This window comes from Streptomyces sp. NPDC058086 (assembly GCF_042885015.1).
Classification (GTDB): Bacteria; Actinomycetota; Actinomycetes; order Streptomycetales; family Streptomycetaceae; genus Streptomyces.
Genome location: NZ_JBHVST010000008.1, coordinates 181612 through 196292, shown reverse-complemented (window position 1 = coordinate 196292; position 14681 = coordinate 181612). Strand labels below are relative to the sequence as shown.

Below are 14681 nucleotides of genomic sequence, written 5' to 3'. Positions count from 1 at the left end.
CCTCGTGGGCGCTCCCGTGCTCTGGGTTCTTCGCTGACATGTACCACACCTCCGTAAGCCTGCCCGGAATGGACGATCTTGCGTCGGCCACCGCATTCCGGACCGGTGTACCGACCCACTCGTTCGGCGGTGACCAAGTTCGCCGGTTCCCGGCTCACACAACTCGCTTCGCGATGAGGACATGCCACAGCCCGCATCCGTGACAGGCCGTGTGCCTTCTGCCTCGCCCAAACGGTCTCGACACCACCCTGCCTCCCGTCGGCGGCAGCCACAATCCGGGAGCCGGCGGCATCGAGACCGCATCGCGCCCTGTCATCGACGGGCATCTAGCGCCGTATCAAGCAGCGTCTGCCCTGTTGTGATCTGACGCGCCGCTCGGGTGCTGGCGCAGGCGGTACGTCACCATGAGTCTGTCCGGGTGGCAGAACGTGTACGGGTTCGTGAGATCGATGACGATGAAGGCCAGAGGTTGCTGCGGATCATCCGCAGAGGCGCCGGCTCGGTCGAGACGTGGCGGCGGGCCATCAGCAACCCGGCGGTGAATGCGAACAGCACGGTCGACCACGTCACCACCGACTCCCTCCGGGGACTCGGCGTCCCAGTATCGGGACCGGGCCCGGCGGCCAGCGGCACGGCCAACCCGTTCCTCGGCAATGCCGAGGAACGGCGGCAGCGACGCGGAACCGGTTGGCCGTCCAGGTGGCACGAGGAGAACGTCAGGCGGTGTAGGCCACGTTCGCCATCATCCCGGCCTCGCCGTGGTAGGCGTTGTGGCAGTGCATCATCCACTGGCCCGGGTTGTCGGCGTCGAGGAACACGGACACCGTCCTCTTGGGCAGCACGATCGCGGTGTCCTTGCGCGGCCCGGAGGTTCCGAGCTGGTACGTGTGGCCGTGCAGGTGCATCGGGTGCCACATCTCGGTCGTGTTGACGAAGTCGAGCCGTACCCGCTGGCCCTCCTCGATGACGATCGGGTGCGCCTCGGGATTCTGCATGTCGAACGGCGTGCCGTTGATGGCCCAGTTGTACTTCATCATGTTGCCGGTCAGCCTGATCTGGTGCGTGACGTCGGTCTTCGAGGACTTGAGACGCACATCGTCGGCGGCCCGCAGCTGGGACGCCGTCATGATCATGCCGTCGAGTTCCTTCGGATGGACGGTCGCTGACGGCTTGTTCCCCGAGCCCGTGCGCATCAGGGCCAGGCCGTTGGCGTTCTTGCCCTCGGCCAGGGCGACGAGCGGGAAGACACCGTCGCCGAGGGTGACGAGGACGTCGTAGCGTTCGCCCATGCCGACCAGCAGGGCGTCCACTTCCTGGTGCTGGACGGGGAAGCCGTCGGTGTGGGTGATGGTCAGTTTGTGGCCGCCGAGGGCGACCCGGTAGGCGGTGTCCGAGCCGGCGTTGATGATGCGCAGTCGTACCTTCTTGCCGGGCTTGCCGGTGTAGACGTCCGGGTCGGTGGCCACGCGGCCGTTGATCAGGTGGTGCGGGTATTTCACGTCACCGGCGTCGCCGCCGAGCAGGCTGCTGGTGGCGCCCATGAGCATGAACTTCTTGGACATGCCGCCGGAGGAGGCGGAGGTCGAGGCGGGGCCGCCCATGTCCATCCCGCCCATGTCACCCATGCTGTCCGAGCTGCTGGGACTCGGGCTGCTGCTCATGTCCATGCCGCTCATGTCGCCCATGCCCAGTTTGAGCTCGGAGAAGACCTCGTTGGGGGTGCCGGTGACGCCATCGACCCAGTCGTCGAGGAGGACGACCCACTCGTCGTCGTACGACAGGGGCTCCTTGGGGTCCTCGACGATCAGCGGGGCGTACAGGCCACGGTCGAGCTGGACGCCGACATGGGGGTGGAAGAAGTACGTGCCCGGGGCGTCGGCGATGAACCTGTAGGTGAAGGTGGATCCGGCCCGGACCGCGGTCTGCGTGGCCGGGGGCACGCCGTCCATGTCGTTGCGCAGGGCGATGCCGTGCCAGTGGATCGACGTGGCCGTCTTGTTCGGGAGCTGGTTGGACAGCTCGGCTATCAGAGTGTCGCCGACGGAGAGGCGTACCTCCTTGCCCGGCGTACGGCCGTCGAAGGCCCAGGTCTTGGGCATGACGCCGCCGCCCAGGTCGATCATCGCGGGTGACGCGGTCAGGGTGAGCTTCCGCTGCCGTCCACTGCTCGTGCGCTTCTTCTCGGCGGCAGCGACCGCCGAGGCGGTCGGGCTGACCAGGGCGCTGCCGGATCCGGTGTTGCCGGAGCCGCCGCTGCAGGCGGCGAGGGCGCCGGTTCCGGCGGCTCCGAGCCCGGCGAGCAGGACGGAGCGGCGGTTGATGCTGTTCATGACGTGGTGTCCTCTGTGTCGTAACTGCCGATGTGGTCGCGGAGGGACGGCACATCGCGCGCCGTCCGGCGCGGCCTAAATGCGCAGTTGAGAGAGGACGGACAGATCGGGCGGAGCTCTGCTCGCCACGGAGCCCGGTGCGCGTCCGGACAAGGCCCTCAGGAGATCGGCCGAGGCGTCGAACGCGCTCTGCCCCGGTATGGCGAGATGCACGGTGGTGATGCTCGCCGAGCTGCAGTGCTGCATGCCTGGCGTGGCGCATCCGCTGTCGTTGAGATTGTGTGTGGATGCGTCCGAGACGGACGACGCCGTGCCGTCCGGCAGCACGTGAGCGTCATGGGCTGCGCCCGGCATGGCCGCGTGGACCGTGGCCGGCATCGGAGCGTCGGTCATCCCGGATATCTCATGGTGGACAAGCACGGCCAGCGCGACGCACAGGGTGAGGAGCACCCCGTACACACAGCGAACGACTGAACCGCCGCTGCGCGCTGTCCGTATCCCCATGAGCTCCACCTTCACCATGCGCATCGGACGCCGGAGTCACCATATTACCCCCCGGGGGTACCTGTCTTCGCGCCGCAGGTGCGGCGTGGACTCGCCCGTAGGGGGCATGTGAAGCAGGGAACCATGAAGGGCCGCCGATCGTCTACGAATGACCTTAGGTCATTAGGAAATGAAGAGTCCCATGCGACAGCGCCCGACACCACGGCCCGGCCGCCGGATTGCGCAGCCGCTCGCGCTCGCCGCGTCCGCCGTCGTCGTCATCGCCGCGTGCAGTACCGGCGGCAAGACGAACGGCGGCACGAACGCGTCAGCAGACGACGGCAAGAACGCCGGACCGGCCGCGATAGCCGTGGACCACGGCGACGAGAACGCCAAGGTGCCGGTCACTCAGAAAGTGACGGTTCGCGCCCGGGGCGGCTTGCTGTCGTCCGTCGAGGTCGGCTCGCCCGGCCCGGGCACACTCTCCGGCACTTGGTCGAAGGACAAGTCCGTGCGGACCTCCACGACCCCGCTCGCCCCCGGAGCCACGTACACAGTGAAGGTCAATGGCAAGACGTCCGGCGGGGCGGCCCTCGACAAGACCGCCTCCTTCACCACCGAGGCGGCGAAGGACACCTTCGTCGGCGAGTACTACCCCGACAAGGGCGCGAAGGTCGGCGTCGCGATGCCGGTGTCGATCACCTTCAACAAGCCGATCCGTGACAAGGCGGCGGTGGAGCGGAAGCTCAAGGTCACCGCTTCACCCGCGGTCGCGATGGCCTTCTCCTCGGTCTTCGTCGTGACCAACAGTCTGCGGCTGCGGTCCTTCAAGTAGGTGTGCAGACACAGAAGTTGATCGAGGCGCCCGGGCGGACAGACCGGGCGCCTCGTACACGCACTACTCCAGGTCATCGTCGCTGCACGGTATCCGGCACATGGACGCCTGGGCGCTGGATTTCCACGGCGCTGTGCAGATGACAGAAGCCCTGTTCGGGGGCCGGGTGCAGGGACAGCCGGTGGTGGTACAGGTCGGCCAGCACCTGCGGGACCTCGTGGTAGCAGAACACCGAGGCGGCCGTGCCTGCGATGCGCGGAGTGTCCAGGAACAGCGGCAGTTCGGCCAGGAAGTACCGCACCGCGCCCCGCAGCTGTTCTTGCGTGGGCTGCCGGCCGGGCGGCAGCCGGCGTTCCAGCACCCAGGCCGAGGCGCTCAGGCACGCCTGGGCAAAGCCTGTGTCCTTGCGGAAGCGCTGCTCCACATGAGCCGTGAGTTCCTCGTAGGCGGGGTTCGAGGCGAGCGCCTGGCCGTCGAGGAGGTAGGGGCCAGGGTCGAGTACGCCGTTGTCGGCCAGGGCTTTGGTGATCTTGTTGCGGACGTATTGGCCCTGGCGGCGGGCCTTCCAGGCGGCCCTCTCCGGCGGATAGCCGAGTGCTTCCAGGGTGTGGGCGGCCGCGGTGTCGGGGACGAAGAAGTGCACGTCCGTGAAGGTGGCCAGCCCCCAGCGGACCAGGCAGGCGATCCGTTGGGCGGAGAAGTGGCTGTTGAACGGGCTGATGCCTAGGCACGCGTGGACGCGGCCCAGGAAGGCGGTCCGACATCGGGCGGTGAGGGGCTCTGCGCGGATCAGGTCGACAGGCTCGGTGGACACGGACTCGGAGGGCATGGCGGACTCCGGTTGGACGATGAGAGGGGCGTGTCGGTGTACGGCCCCGCACTGTGCCGGGCGGGCGTGCCGGCTCGGCTCAGCGGCCGAACTCAGGCACGTGGACGGCGGTGCGCGGGGTGGTGAGACTGAGGCGTGTGCCTCGCTCTACGTACGGATCACGCACAACTCATGGGAGCCCTCGGAGCCCAGGGCACGCTCCCAGCCCGGAGCGGCAGCGGGCGACACGGTCGTGGGCGGCGTCCACAGCGGCAGGTCACAGTCGACGCCAGGCGCAGGGGTGCGCGGGGCGGGCTCGGTGCGGGAGGCAGAGCACCGGTCGAGGTCCGACATGCACGAGTGCTCGCCGGTGGAGGACGTTCCCCCGGGGGACGCGACCATCACTGTGGCCTCGGTCGAACGGCCCGCGCACGGCTCCGTCATGGCTGTTCCGGCGGCGGATCCGACGCCGGAGGCGCAGCCCAGGAGTGCGAGTACCAGCAGCAGTGCGCCGACCGCGCGGGGGGGCGCCCACACGTGCACGGCCGTAGGGAAGTCGCTGCTGGCACATGAGGAAGTGATGCCCCCACTTCGTGGCCCAGCGCCAGAGGCACCGCCGAGAGGTCACCCAGATGGCGGACAGTGCGGCGCGCGGAGGCGCGCAACGTCTCCTTGCCGCGGGATGCCGACTCCGACCCGCGCCGAGGCCCTCCGGCGTCTGCGTTGCGGGGCTCACAGCGCCAGTTGGTAGCCGGCGACCCAGTAGCGCAGCAGCCCGGTCAGGTACGTCCACGTGCCACTCACCTGCAGAACGCCGACGACCACCAGCATCGCGCCGCCGAAGCGCATCACGCCCCGCGCGTTGCGGCGGGCGAAACCGAAGGCACGCAGGGCACGGCGGAAGCCGAGGGCGGCTACGAGAAAGGGCAGGCCCAGGCCGACGCTGTAGACGAAGGCCGGCAGGGCGCCGCGGCCCGCGCTGCCGGTGGTGAAGGACAGGCTCATCACGGCGGCGAGCGTGGGGCCGATGCACGGGGTCCAGCCGAGGCCGAACATCACCCCGAGAAGCGGGGCCCCGGCCAGGCCCGCCCGTGGGTGGTAGCTGATGCGGAAGGTGCGTCCGGCGAAAGGGATGCGCTCGAAGGTGCCCAGGAAGAGCAGGCCCAGCAGGATCGTCAGCGCGCCCATGATCCGAGTGATCAGGTCCTGGTGTGCGAACAGCGTGTTGCCGACATAGCCGAGCGCGGCACCGTAGCTCGCGAAGAGGGCGGAGAAGCCGAGGATGAACAGCGCCGTCCCGGCGACCATCCGACCCCGGCTTTCGCGCCCCGCCTGCACGTCGGCCGCCGACATGCAGGTGGCGTACGAGACGTAGCCGGGCACCAGTGGCAGGCAGCAGGGCGAGAAGAACGAGACCGCGCCCGCGAGGAGCGCGAGCGGCGCCATGTCGGGCTGCCCGAGCGAGCATATTCCTAACCTACTAAGGTGAATCATTGAGGGTGTCCGCTCCGCCATCACCGAGGAGGACATCATGGTCAAGGCGGTGTCTCATCCATTCTTCGCCCGCATCTACCCGCGCATCATCGCCTTCACCGAGGCGCACGGCTCGATCGAGCACCGCCAGGAGCTGCTGGCGGGTGTGCACGGCCGGGTGGTCGAGATCGGGGCCGGGACGGGGGCGAACTTCCGGCACTATCCGCCCGAGGTGACGCAGGTGGTGGCGGTGGAGCCGGAGCCGAGACTCCGGGCTCTCGCGGAGAAAGCCGCGACGGAGGCGCCCGTGCCGGTGGAGGTGGCGGCGGGCCGGGCGGAGAAGCTGCCGTTGGAGGACGACGGTTTCGACGTGGCGGTGTTCTCGCTGGTGCTGTGCACCATCGCGGACGTGCCGGGCGCGCTCGCCGAGGTGAGGCGGGTGCTGAAACCGGGCGGGGAGCTGCGCTTCTACGAGCACGTCGTCTCCGAGCGGTCCGGCTTCCGCCGGGTGCAGAAGGTGCTGGCCCTGCCGTGGCGGCTCATCGGTGGCGGCTGCCACCTCACCCGCGACACCGCACGCGCCATCCAGGAGGCGGGCTTCACCGTCGAGGACATCCGCCGCTTCTACTTCCTGATCAACGGCCGGGCCAACCCGGCCTCCCCGTCGATCATCGGTACCGCCCGCCCGACTACCTAGGCCGCTTAGGATGTCCGGAGAATCTGTTCCGATCGGGGAGGAGGGCCCGTGACGCAGTTCGGCGAGCTGGAAGCCGCGATCATGGACGCGGTGTGGGCCGCGGGCAGACCGTTGCGCGTCCGCGAGGTCCTCGAGCGCCTGGACCGGGACCCGGAGCCCGCGTACAACACCGTCCACACGGTCACCGAGATCCTCTACCGCAAGGGCTGGCTGGCGAAGGAGAAGGACGGCCGGGCCTACCGGTACGGAGCCACCCAGAGTCGCGAGGAGTACGTCGCCGGGCTGATGGGAGAGGCGCTGTCCGTGGCCGACGACCGCACCGCGACGCTGGCCCGTTTCGTGCAGCAGATGCAGCCCGGCGAGGCTGAGGAACTGCACCGGCTGCTCGGGCAGGCCGTGGCACGGGAAGCGGGGGAGACGTCCTCGTGATCGTCGCCGCCGTCCTCTTCGTGTACGCCGTGCTGCTGTGCACCCTGGCACCCCGGCTGCTGCGCGGGGCCGGCTGGGCCGAGCGGGCGCCCCGACTGGGCATCGTGGTCTGGCAGGTGCTGGGCGCCTCGGCGCTCACGTCCGCCGTCCTGGCCGGGCTCGCGCTGACCGTGCCGACCGTCAGGGTCAGCGCCGACCTCGCGGAGCTACTCCAGGCGTGCGTGATGGCGCTGACCGCGCAGTACGCCTCGCCGGGCGGCGCCGCCGCCGGGGCCGCGGGGGCCGTGCTCGCACTCGCGGTGCTGGGGCGGGTGACCTGGTGTGCGGGCACGGCTCTCGTGCGCATCGGCCGGGAGCGTCGGGAGCACCGCGAGGTCCTCGACATGGTCGGTCGCGCCGATCCCGTACGCGGGGTCGTCGTCCTCGACCATGACGAACCCGCCGCCTACTGCCTGCCCGGCCGCCATCGCCGGACCGTGATCACCACCAGCGCTCTGCACACCCTGGACGATGAACAGCTCACCGCCGTCCTGGCCCACGAAGGCGCCCACCAGGCCGAGCGCCACGACGCCGTGCTGGCCTGGACGCAGGCCCTGGCCCGCGCCTTTCCCCGGGTTCCGCTGTTCCGTACCGCCGAGGCGGAGATCGCACGGCTGGTGGAGATGCGCGCCGACGACGTGGCCGCCGCCCGCTCCGGACGGCTGACCACCGCTGCGGCACTGCTCGCGGTCGCGGGCGGCCCCACTCCGGCCGTGGCGCTCGCTGCCGGCGGTTCCACCGCGGCGCGCCGGGTGCGCCGCCTCATCGAAGCGCACCCCCCACTGAGCCGCCTCCGTATCGCGGCGGGTTCGCTGACCGCGGCAGTGGCGCTTGCCGTGCCGCTGCTGATCGTCGGCGGCCCGGCGGCGGCCGCCACGCAGCTCAACTACTGCCCGAACGGCACCCCGGCCGCCCAGGTCACCTCCATGCGCTGACCATCACTGTGCCCCCGGCTGGACACCCCACAACCAATCACCTAATCTCCTAAGGAGTTCAGGTTTCTGGTTGAGGAGGCGTCGTCCACATGGGAGACCTGCTGTTCGGTACGACGCTGCTGGCATCGTTCCTCGGCGGCGTGGTGGCACTGCTCGCGCCCTGCTGTGTGTCCGTGATGCTGCCCGCGTACCTGGCCACCGGCTTCCGGCGCCGCACCGGGATCCTGGCCGCGACGCTGATCTTCGCCGCCGGGGTGGCCACTGTGATCGTGTCGATCGGTCTCGGCGCCACCGTGCTGGTCGCGCTGATCTCCGGCCACCACCTACTGGTGTTCTCGATCGGCGGCGCGGCGATGGCGCTCGGCGGGCTGGCACTGCTGGCCGGGTGGAAGCCGCAGCTGCCGATGATCGCGGGCCGGGCGCCGACCGGGCACGGCTTCGGCTCCGTGTACGGGCTCGGTGTGTTCTCCGGAGCGGCCAGCTCCTGTTGCGCACCGGTGCTCGACGACCAGTCGTACGGCCTGTCCGCCACCCTCGCCGACCCGCGCGGCACCCGCCGAGCCCTGAAGCTCCGTGGCTGCGGCACCGGCTGCTTCTACACCCCGCTCACCTGGCGCAAGGGCACCAGCCACCTCACCCTGACCGCCTCGGCGGGCGAGGAATGGGCGGGCGGCCGTGCGGGCCTGGCCATCACCTGGCCCGCCCGCCCCGACGCCGCCCTGCTCCGCGAGACGGTCGCCGCGATGAAGAGGGCCCCCCGCCTCACCCTGCACGAACTGGTCACCAGCAACACCACGCTCGGCCTCGGCGACCTCAAGCAACTCCCCATCACGGGGAAGGAGTTCCTGGCCGCCGAGCCGTACGGCAGCGGCACCGCACCCGTGATCACCCGGCTGCCGGACGACATCGGCCACCGCCGTCTCGCCCTCGCCTACCCGGCCGAGCACACCCAACTCGACCTCACCCTCGACGAGACCGGCCGCATCTTCCACGAGACCCTGACCGCCCCCAACCACCTGGTCACCCGCACCTTCGTCCACCCGGAGACGGGGGAGGAGGGCCATGAGCACTGAGCACCCGGGCCCGATCGAAAGCGCGTTCACAAGTACCGCTTAACATTCAGCGTGATGAGCAGCCGGACGCAGCACACGGCCCGCGGCGCGTGGCGGACCACGCGTACCGCGGCGCTCTGTCCTGCCCTGGCCGTACTGCTCGCGGCTCTGGTGATATGCCTGGGAGTCGCGGCACATGCCGACAGCGGCGACCACGCCACTTCCACGACCGCTGCCATGACCGGTGTTTCACACGCGCAGATGCAGACAGGCGGCCCGGCCGAGCACCACACAATGCCGGCCGCGCACCCGGGTGGCTGCCCCTCCGGAGACGTGTGCTGCTCACCCGCCGTCCACGGTGCGGCAGCGGTGCTCGCCGCACCCGTGCACCCCCTGCCGGTGCTCCTGCCCCGCATGCCGAGCCTCCCCAGGCGGCAGGCCGATCCCACGCTTCTCGCCAAGCCTCCGCCGGCTTTCAGTGCTCCCGATCTCCACGTCCTCCAGGTGCAGCGGACCTAGACGGATGGCATGGCGCAGTGGCGCTCACGCGTGCCCATGCGCCGAACGACATCCGTCCACCCCCTGCACCCACCGTCGCGGACGACGACACCGCGGCGGGGACAAGGACACCCAGGCATGCCCAACACGAGCAAGAAGCAGGCCGCCGCCGACCGCAAGGCCCGCATAGAGGCGATGCGCCGCGCCGAAAAGGCCCGCGAGCGCCGCAACCGCATCATCACCATCACGCTCAGTACGGTCATCGTCGCCGGACTCATCGGCTGGGGCGCGTACGCCATCAACAACGCCAACGAGAAGAACGACCAGAAGGCCGCCGCCGCAGCGAAGCCGATAAGCGGCGAGAAGACTTGGGATGCGAAGAAGCTCACCCGCAACCACGTCCAGACCAAGGTCAACTACCCGATGAACCCACCCGTCGGCGGCAACCACGCCCCGGTGTGGATGACCTGCAACGGCAACGTCTACACCAAGGCCGTCGCCAACGAGAACGCCGTCCATTCCCTCGAACACGGCGCGGTCTGGGTCACGTACAACGACAAGGCCAGCGCGGCCGACATCAAGACCCTCGCCGGCAAGGTCACCAAGACCCCGTACACGCTGATGAGCCCGGACAAGACCGAGTCCGGGACGATCATGCTGTCGGCCTGGGGCCACCAGCTCAGCGTGAACACGGCCTCCGATCCGCGAGTCGAGCAGTTCCTCACCAAGTACGTCCAGGGCGCGCAGACCCCCGAACCGGGTGCCGCCTGCACGAATGGACTGACCGCCTCATGACGGACCTGACCGCCACCGCACCGGACGAGACCGACCTGGGCGACGTACCCGACCGCAAGCCCGCTCTCACTTGCTGGCTGATCATCGGCGCGGCGGCGCTGGTCGCCGTCGTCCTGGCCCTCTCGTTGCTCGCCCTCACCGACAACGGCAACAACAAGTCAGCCGCCGTCCCCACGACCGACTCCGCCGACGCCGGCTTCGCCCGCGACATGGCCGTCCACCACCAGCAAGCCGTCGAGATGGCCTATATCGTCCGCGACCGCACCACCAACGAGGACGTCCGCCGCCTCGCGTACGACATCGCGCAGACCCAGGCCAACCAGCGGGGCATACTGCTCGGCTGGCTCTCCCTGTGGAACCTGCCAGTGACATCCCCCGAGGGCTATATGACCTGGATGCCCATGGGCCCCATGGGCCACCAGATGAAGGACGGCTCCCTCATGCCGGGCATGGCCACCAACACCGAGTTGAACCAACTCGGCAAGCTCAACGGCAAACAGGCGGAGATCCTCTACCTTCAGCTCATGTACGACCACCACATGGGCGGCATCGACATGGCCCGCGCCTGCGCCCGGCAGTGCACGGTTCCCCAGGAGAAGAAACTCGCCCAGGGCATGGTCGACGCCCAGCAGTCGGAGATGAAGGTCATGGCCGACCTGCTGCGGGAACGCGGATCTGCACCGCGCTGACGTGTACGCCGCCACGGAGGGCCCGGATCGCTTGGTGATCCGGGCTCATCCCATACACCCGGCCACGCCGCAGCAGCCACCGGCGCAGACGCGAGGACGAGGAGAAGCCGGCACGGGGAGGCGGAATAGCAGGCGCAGCGGTGCGGCGAGCCATCAGGCGACACGGGGCGTGGCGCATTCGCCGTACGCAAGCCACAGGCCGGCAGCACTGCGGCCAGCAGGTGAGCGACGAACATGCCGGCGGGGACATGCGGCCCATGTCATGCCCCATGGACTCCGATTCCTCGTCGGCGCCGCCCGAAGTATGAGCACTTCTCGTTGTGCGTGTGCTCCTAGCTCGGACACCAGGGAGTAAGCGATCCGTCGGTAGGTTCCGGGGTTCACCGACGGCGGCGGGCGGCCGGGTCGCGCTCGGCGACATGCTGGGCGACTGCGTCGACACCGGGCCGTGCGTAGCGTTCCAGGGACCGTACCGACGCGTGGCGGGAGCGGGCCAGCAGCATCGGCGTGGACGTGGCGTCCTCCGTGTCGTGTGTCAGCGCACTGTGCCGGAGCCGGTGAAGGGAGGGCACCCAGAACCTGTTGTGCGCCTACCTGGCCACCGCCGTCTTGGCCGGTCTGCTCGCCAACGCGCTGCTCGGCCTGTGGTTGCTCGACCCGGTCGTGGGCCTGTTCGTCGCCGGCCCCGCGGTACGCGAGGGCGGCGAGTCCCGGCGCGGCGAGGAATGCGGCTGCTGACGGTGCCCAGGCAGGCCGGTCACTCCCGCGCCCAAGGCCCCGGCCTGCTCGACAACGGCGGCCGGGGCTGACCTGTATCCCGACCGCGGTCAAAGATTGTGGGCCGGTCGTCGGCGGGGGCGGCCCGAACGGCCCCTTCTCCGGCCCTCTGCCCTGCGGGAGGGTGGTGAGCAGGCAAGGCGCGGCGGCCTCCGGTGAAGCATTCTGGAGGTGAGGCTTTGCCCACCAGTCGAAGAAGGCGATCGGCATGATGTGGTACGACGGTGGCTGGGGCTGGGGCTGGGGCGGCTGGTTCTTCATGGCTATCTTCATGGTGCTGTTCTGGGCACTGGTGATCGCCGGTATCGTCGCGCTCGTCCGCTACCTCACGGGCAGCCGTCACGGCCACCAGGCCGGCCCGCCCTCCTCCTCCGGGGAGCCCGGCTGGGGAAGCAGGCGAGCGGAGGAATTGCTCGCCGAGCGGTTCGCCCGCGGGGAGATCGACGAGGACGAGTACAAACGCCGCCTCGCGCTGCTGCGGGAGCACCGGTGACCGCCAAGCGCCGCCGCAGGGTGTGGCAGACCAACGCCGGGGCGCTGGCAGCCCTGGTCCTGGGCAACGTGACGACGGCAACGCTCGCCGCCACAGGCGCCTTCCACCACACCGCACCAGCGGGCTGGACGACGTCGGGCGACGCCCGCCCTGGAGCAGCTTGCGTCACCTGCGCGCAGGTCGCCCGAATCATCGGTATGCGCATAGAGGTTTGATTCTCCCTGCCCCTCGGGGGCGAATATATCCTGTTTAAGGTGAAATTGGGTGTGTCGTTGGCCATCCAGGAGATCTGTCCGGGTGAACGCCTTGGGGAGGTCTCGCATGTGCAGCGCCGTCAACGCCGGCCGCCACGCGGCCCGCAGTGGCGTGCGCGCTGCGCTTCTGATGGCCTTACTGGCATTCTTGATCACGGCATTCACCCCCAGCTTCGTCAATGCGCCGCCATCCGCTGCCGTCGACTGCGTGGTTGTACACGTTTCGCATGCGTCGCCGCCGACCGACGACGATGACGACGTCTGCGAGACCCTGCAGGCATTCGCGGTGCCGCGTGACGACCTCGGTGTGCGCCGCGACGCACCTCATCACGGCGGAGGCCACCGGGCGGGCATCGTCTCGGCCTGCCACCACCGGTCCCGCCTGGCGGTAGTCGGCTCGCACCAGATCGTGGGCGACGCCCTCGTCTCGATCACCTCCCTTGGTGCCCAAGGACGAGCGCCCGCCTCCGCTCGAGACGCGTCCGGATTCCAACTTCCGCAGAACGTCATCCTGCGCTGCTGACCGGCCCAGCCGCGTCGCTGCGCCGTGCCCGGCTCGGGCGCGGCGCAGCGACGCGACCGTGCTTTCAGCAACCGGCCCACACCGCAGGAGACTCGCCATGCCCTTCGACATCCATGCCGCCATCGCCGCCTTGGTTCGCGCCGAAGCCAGCCGGCGGCCAGTCCCCCCGACGTCCCCGGTCCAGCCGGTCTCTCCGGCCGGCGACGACACCCCAAGCGTGATTGAACCGACCCCCGTAGCAGGCCGGCCGACGCGTCGCTGGCGACCGGTCCGCGTGCTCTACGGCGTGGCATCCGCCTTCCGCCGAAGCGCCGCAGCCGTCGCCGCGGCACGACGCCGGAAGCGCTGACGGCCATTCGCCGGTGTTCGCTCTGGTCACCTGCGGCCGCGACAACTTTCCTGCCCGCAAGGTGATCGAGGCATGCGGTGGCGCCCTCGTAGAGCAGCGGTGCGGCAAGCTGAGTGACTGCCGATCCGAAGGACGTCGACCTTGTGCCCGGCTTCACTCGGAAAGTGACGGGACCCGGCCACCACGGCACGGGGGACCTGGAGGTACAGCTCCGCGTGGAGCAGGACTTGGAGCGTGTCCATGACCTGTTCCGGCTCAGCTACGCCGCCGCGTAGAGGTGAGCGCGGCGGCCGCTTCTCCGGGTCGGCGGCGGCTCACAGCCCGGTGACGGGCTGCCCGGTGAGTGCTTGGGCGATCTGCCAGAGCTGGCCGCCGCGGGACGCCTTCATGAGGACGACGTCGCCGGGGCGGAGGATGGAGGCCAGGTAGGCGGCGGCGGTGTCGTTGTCGCCTACCATCGCGATGTCCGGTACGCCTGCCGCGCCCGCCGCGAGGGCGAGTTGCTTGGCGAGTGTGTCGCCGACCGCCACGATGAGATCGACGCCGTTCTCGGCTGCCATGCGGCCGACCTCGCGGTGAGCTTCCACGGCTTCGTGGCCCAGCTCCAGCATCTCTCCGAGTACGGCGATCCTTCGGCTGCTTGTGGCCTCGGTCGTGTCGCCGTCTGCCTCGGGCATCAAGACTCTCCGTTGTTCAGGGGCGCGAAGGTGACCGCGCGGCCGGCGTAGGAAGGGGACAGGCGACTCAAAGGGACTTGATCGTGCGTTTGGCCCCAGGCCGATGGGTCCCGGATGAAGATTGTCGGGTCGGGACCGTCCTCGAAACCGTGAAGGATGACGAGGTGGCCCCCGGAACGGCCGTCGTCGGGAAACCGCTCGGTGACGGACGCGATGACCGATGCGTCATCGAGGCGGGCGAGCAGGTCTTCCACCCGCACGGGCTCCGCGGTCGCAGGGACGCCGAAGTCGGTAGCCAGGCTCGCGATCCCCGCGTGGAGCGCCCCACGCGGGGTCAGAACCTCGTGCTTGACCGCGAGTTTCAGCAGTTCCGTGACCGTGGGTGCCTCGTGCCCGTAGGCGAGCAGGATCATTCTCAGCGACGCCAGGCCGCACGCCCGGTTGGACCATTCCACCCTGTCCCCGAGTGCCCAGCCTCCGTGCAGATCCCACTCGGCGGGGGCGATGAGCTGTCGGAACATGGGGACATCGTGGACGCGCGACAC

20 protein-coding genes and 1 pseudogene are annotated in these 14681 nt (G+C 69.6%); 13 read left to right on the top strand and 8 right to left on the bottom strand.

All coding sequences use genetic code 11. From position 1 onward, the window contains the following. Positions 1-716: 716 nt before the first annotated feature. Entirely contained in the window at positions 717-2330 is a 1614-nt protein-coding gene (locus ACFVWD_RS09320; RefSeq protein WP_389594688.1) for a multicopper oxidase family protein, read from the bottom strand. A 75-nt stretch (positions 2331-2405) separates the two neighbouring features. After that, a complete protein-coding gene (locus tag ACFVWD_RS09315) occupies positions 2406-2834 on the bottom strand; it encodes a DUF6153 family protein (protein WP_389594687.1) in 429 nt (142 codons plus the stop codon). A 181-nt stretch (positions 2835-3015) separates the two neighbouring features. Here ACFVWD_RS09315 and ACFVWD_RS09310 point away from each other — a divergent pair, with 181 nt between their 5' ends. Next, entirely contained in the window at positions 3016-3648 is a 633-nt protein-coding gene (locus ACFVWD_RS09310) for an Ig-like domain-containing protein (RefSeq protein ID WP_389594686.1), read from the top strand. A 73-nt stretch (positions 3649-3721) separates the two neighbouring features. On the opposite strand, the gene ACFVWD_RS09305 is transcribed toward ACFVWD_RS09310, so the two are convergent. From ACFVWD_RS09305 to ACFVWD_RS09295, 3 genes are all read right to left on the bottom strand, one after another. Further along, positions 3722-4477 (bottom strand): tRNA-dependent cyclodipeptide synthase, encoded by a 756-nt coding sequence (locus ACFVWD_RS09305; protein ID WP_389594685.1) that lies wholly within the window; start codon positions 4475-4477, stop codon positions 3722-3724. 147 nt (positions 4478-4624) lie between these two features. Beyond that, positions 4625-4993, bottom strand: a complete 369-nt coding sequence (locus ACFVWD_RS09300) for a hypothetical protein (RefSeq protein WP_389594684.1) — start codon at positions 4991-4993, stop codon at positions 4625-4627. 195 nt (positions 4994-5188) lie between these two features. Continuing rightward, on the bottom strand, positions 5189-5902 hold the full coding sequence (locus ACFVWD_RS09295) for a cytochrome c biogenesis CcdA family protein (RefSeq protein ID WP_389594683.1): 714 nt from the start codon (positions 5900-5902) through the stop codon (positions 5189-5191). Positions 5903-5987: 85 nt separating this feature from the next. Here ACFVWD_RS09295 and ACFVWD_RS09290 point away from each other — a divergent pair, with 85 nt between their 5' ends. From ACFVWD_RS09290 to ACFVWD_RS09260, 7 genes are all read left to right on the top strand, one after another. Further along, the gene (locus tag ACFVWD_RS09290; protein ID WP_389594682.1) at positions 5988-6626 is read left to right on the top strand and encodes a class I SAM-dependent methyltransferase; all 639 of its coding nucleotides are present in this window, start codon (positions 5988-5990) and stop codon (positions 6624-6626) included. A 48-nt stretch (positions 6627-6674) separates the two neighbouring features. After that, positions 6675-7055 carry a BlaI/MecI/CopY family transcriptional regulator gene (locus tag ACFVWD_RS09285; RefSeq protein ID WP_389594681.1) on the top strand — a complete coding sequence of 127 codons (381 nt, stop codon included), beginning with the start codon at positions 6675-6677 and terminating at the stop codon, positions 7053-7055. Further along, positions 7052-8029, top strand: a complete 978-nt coding sequence (locus tag ACFVWD_RS09280; RefSeq protein WP_389594680.1) for a M56 family metallopeptidase — start codon at positions 7052-7054, stop codon at positions 8027-8029. The genes ACFVWD_RS09285 and ACFVWD_RS09280 overlap by 4 nt, the downstream gene beginning before the upstream one ends. 89 nt (positions 8030-8118) lie before the next feature. Continuing rightward, a complete protein-coding gene (locus ACFVWD_RS09275) occupies positions 8119-9102 on the top strand; it encodes a cytochrome c biogenesis CcdA family protein (RefSeq protein ID WP_389594679.1) in 984 nt (327 codons plus the stop codon). A 54-nt stretch (positions 9103-9156) separates the two neighbouring features. Continuing rightward, positions 9157-9600, top strand: coding sequence for a hypothetical protein (locus ACFVWD_RS09270; RefSeq protein WP_389594678.1), 444 nt, complete (start codon positions 9157-9159; stop codon positions 9598-9600). A 117-nt stretch (positions 9601-9717) separates the two neighbouring features. Continuing rightward, complete coding sequence (locus tag ACFVWD_RS09265; RefSeq protein ID WP_389594677.1) at positions 9718-10374, top strand: DUF3105 domain-containing protein; 657 nt, start codon at positions 9718-9720, stop codon at positions 10372-10374. Continuing rightward, the gene (locus ACFVWD_RS09260; protein ID WP_389594676.1) at positions 10371-11063 is read left to right on the top strand and encodes a DUF305 domain-containing protein; all 693 of its coding nucleotides are present in this window, start codon (positions 10371-10373) and stop codon (positions 11061-11063) included. Before ACFVWD_RS09265 ends, ACFVWD_RS09260 begins: the two co-directional genes overlap by 4 nt. Positions 11064-11443: 380 nt before the next feature. Here ACFVWD_RS09260 and ACFVWD_RS09255 read toward each other — a convergent pair whose 3' ends face one another. Continuing rightward, positions 11444-11635, bottom strand: a complete 192-nt coding sequence (locus ACFVWD_RS09255; protein ID WP_389594675.1) for a PmrA — start codon at positions 11633-11635, stop codon at positions 11444-11446. 10 nt (positions 11636-11645) lie between these two features. On the opposite strand from ACFVWD_RS09255, the gene ACFVWD_RS09250 reads away from it, so the two are divergent. The 5 genes and pseudogenes from ACFVWD_RS09250 to ACFVWD_RS09230 form a co-directional block, all read left to right on the top strand. Then, positions 11646-11801 carry a hypothetical protein gene (locus ACFVWD_RS09250; protein ID WP_389594674.1) on the top strand — a complete coding sequence of 52 codons (156 nt, stop codon included), beginning with the start codon at positions 11646-11648 and terminating at the stop codon, positions 11799-11801. Between the two features lie 247 nt (positions 11802-12048). Further along, positions 12049-12333 carry an SHOCT domain-containing protein gene (locus ACFVWD_RS09245; RefSeq protein ID WP_389594673.1) on the top strand — a complete coding sequence of 95 codons (285 nt, stop codon included), beginning with the start codon at positions 12049-12051 and terminating at the stop codon, positions 12331-12333. Further along, positions 12330-12548, top strand: a complete 219-nt coding sequence (locus ACFVWD_RS09240) for a hypothetical protein (RefSeq protein WP_389594672.1) — start codon at positions 12330-12332, stop codon at positions 12546-12548. The genes ACFVWD_RS09245 and ACFVWD_RS09240 overlap by 4 nt, the downstream gene beginning before the upstream one ends. 106 nt (positions 12549-12654) lie before the next feature. Then, positions 12655-13110 carry a hypothetical protein gene (locus tag ACFVWD_RS09235; RefSeq protein ID WP_389594671.1) on the top strand — a complete coding sequence of 152 codons (456 nt, stop codon included), beginning with the start codon at positions 12655-12657 and terminating at the stop codon, positions 13108-13110. 471 nt (positions 13111-13581) lie between these two features. Beyond that, positions 13582-13734: pseudogene (locus ACFVWD_RS09230) on the top strand (transporter); the annotation flags it as partial. Between the two features lie 39 nt (positions 13735-13773). Here the strand turns inward: ACFVWD_RS09230 and ACFVWD_RS09225 are convergent. Together ACFVWD_RS09225 and ACFVWD_RS09220 are read right to left on the bottom strand one after the other, a co-directional pair. Beyond that, positions 13774-14136, bottom strand: a complete 363-nt coding sequence (locus tag ACFVWD_RS09225) for a glutamate ligase domain-containing protein (protein ID WP_389594670.1) — start codon at positions 14134-14136, stop codon at positions 13774-13776. Further along, the gene (locus ACFVWD_RS09220) at positions 14136-14657 is read right to left on the bottom strand and encodes a C39 family peptidase (RefSeq protein ID WP_389594669.1); all 522 of its coding nucleotides are present in this window, start codon (positions 14655-14657) and stop codon (positions 14136-14138) included. The genes ACFVWD_RS09225 and ACFVWD_RS09220 overlap by 1 nt, the downstream gene beginning before the upstream one ends. Positions 14658-14681 lie beyond the last annotated feature (24 nt).

What these genes read in the sequence shown, in the direction of transcription:
- ACFVWD_RS09320 (WP_389594688.1), bottom strand. Translation starts at nt 2,330, where the DNA reads ATGAACAGCATCAACCGCCGCTCCGTCCTGCTCGCCGGGCTCGGAGCC.
- ACFVWD_RS09315 (WP_389594687.1), bottom strand. Translation starts at nt 2,834, where the DNA reads ATGGGGATACGGACAGCGCGCAGCGGCGGTTCAGTCGTTCGCTGTGTG.
- ACFVWD_RS09310 (WP_389594686.1), top strand. Translation starts at nt 3,016, where the DNA reads ATGCGACAGCGCCCGACACCACGGCCCGGCCGCCGGATTGCGCAGCCG.
- ACFVWD_RS09305 (WP_389594685.1), bottom strand. Translation starts at nt 4,477, where the DNA reads ATGCCCTCCGAGTCCGTGTCCACCGAGCCTGTCGACCTGATCCGCGCA.
- ACFVWD_RS09295 (WP_389594683.1), bottom strand. Translation starts at nt 5,902, where the DNA reads ATGGCGCCGCTCGCGCTCCTCGCGGGCGCGGTCTCGTTCTTCTCGCCC.
- ACFVWD_RS09290 (WP_389594682.1), top strand. Translation starts at nt 5,988, where the DNA reads ATGGTCAAGGCGGTGTCTCATCCATTCTTCGCCCGCATCTACCCGCGC.
- ACFVWD_RS09275 (WP_389594679.1), top strand. Translation starts at nt 8,119, where the DNA reads ATGGGAGACCTGCTGTTCGGTACGACGCTGCTGGCATCGTTCCTCGGC.
- ACFVWD_RS09270 (WP_389594678.1), top strand. Translation starts at nt 9,157, where the DNA reads ATGAGCAGCCGGACGCAGCACACGGCCCGCGGCGCGTGGCGGACCACG.
- ACFVWD_RS09265 (WP_389594677.1), top strand. Translation starts at nt 9,718, where the DNA reads ATGCCCAACACGAGCAAGAAGCAGGCCGCCGCCGACCGCAAGGCCCGC.
- ACFVWD_RS09260 (WP_389594676.1), top strand. Translation starts at nt 10,371, where the DNA reads ATGACGGACCTGACCGCCACCGCACCGGACGAGACCGACCTGGGCGAC.
- ACFVWD_RS09245 (WP_389594673.1), top strand. Translation starts at nt 12,049, where the DNA reads ATGATGTGGTACGACGGTGGCTGGGGCTGGGGCTGGGGCGGCTGGTTC.
- ACFVWD_RS09235 (WP_389594671.1), top strand. Translation starts at nt 12,655, where the DNA reads ATGTGCAGCGCCGTCAACGCCGGCCGCCACGCGGCCCGCAGTGGCGTG.
- ACFVWD_RS09225 (WP_389594670.1), bottom strand. Translation starts at nt 14,136, where the DNA reads ATGCCCGAGGCAGACGGCGACACGACCGAGGCCACAAGCAGCCGAAGG.
- ACFVWD_RS09220 (WP_389594669.1), bottom strand. Translation starts at nt 14,657, where the DNA reads ATGTTCCGACAGCTCATCGCCCCCGCCGAGTGGGATCTGCACGGAGGC.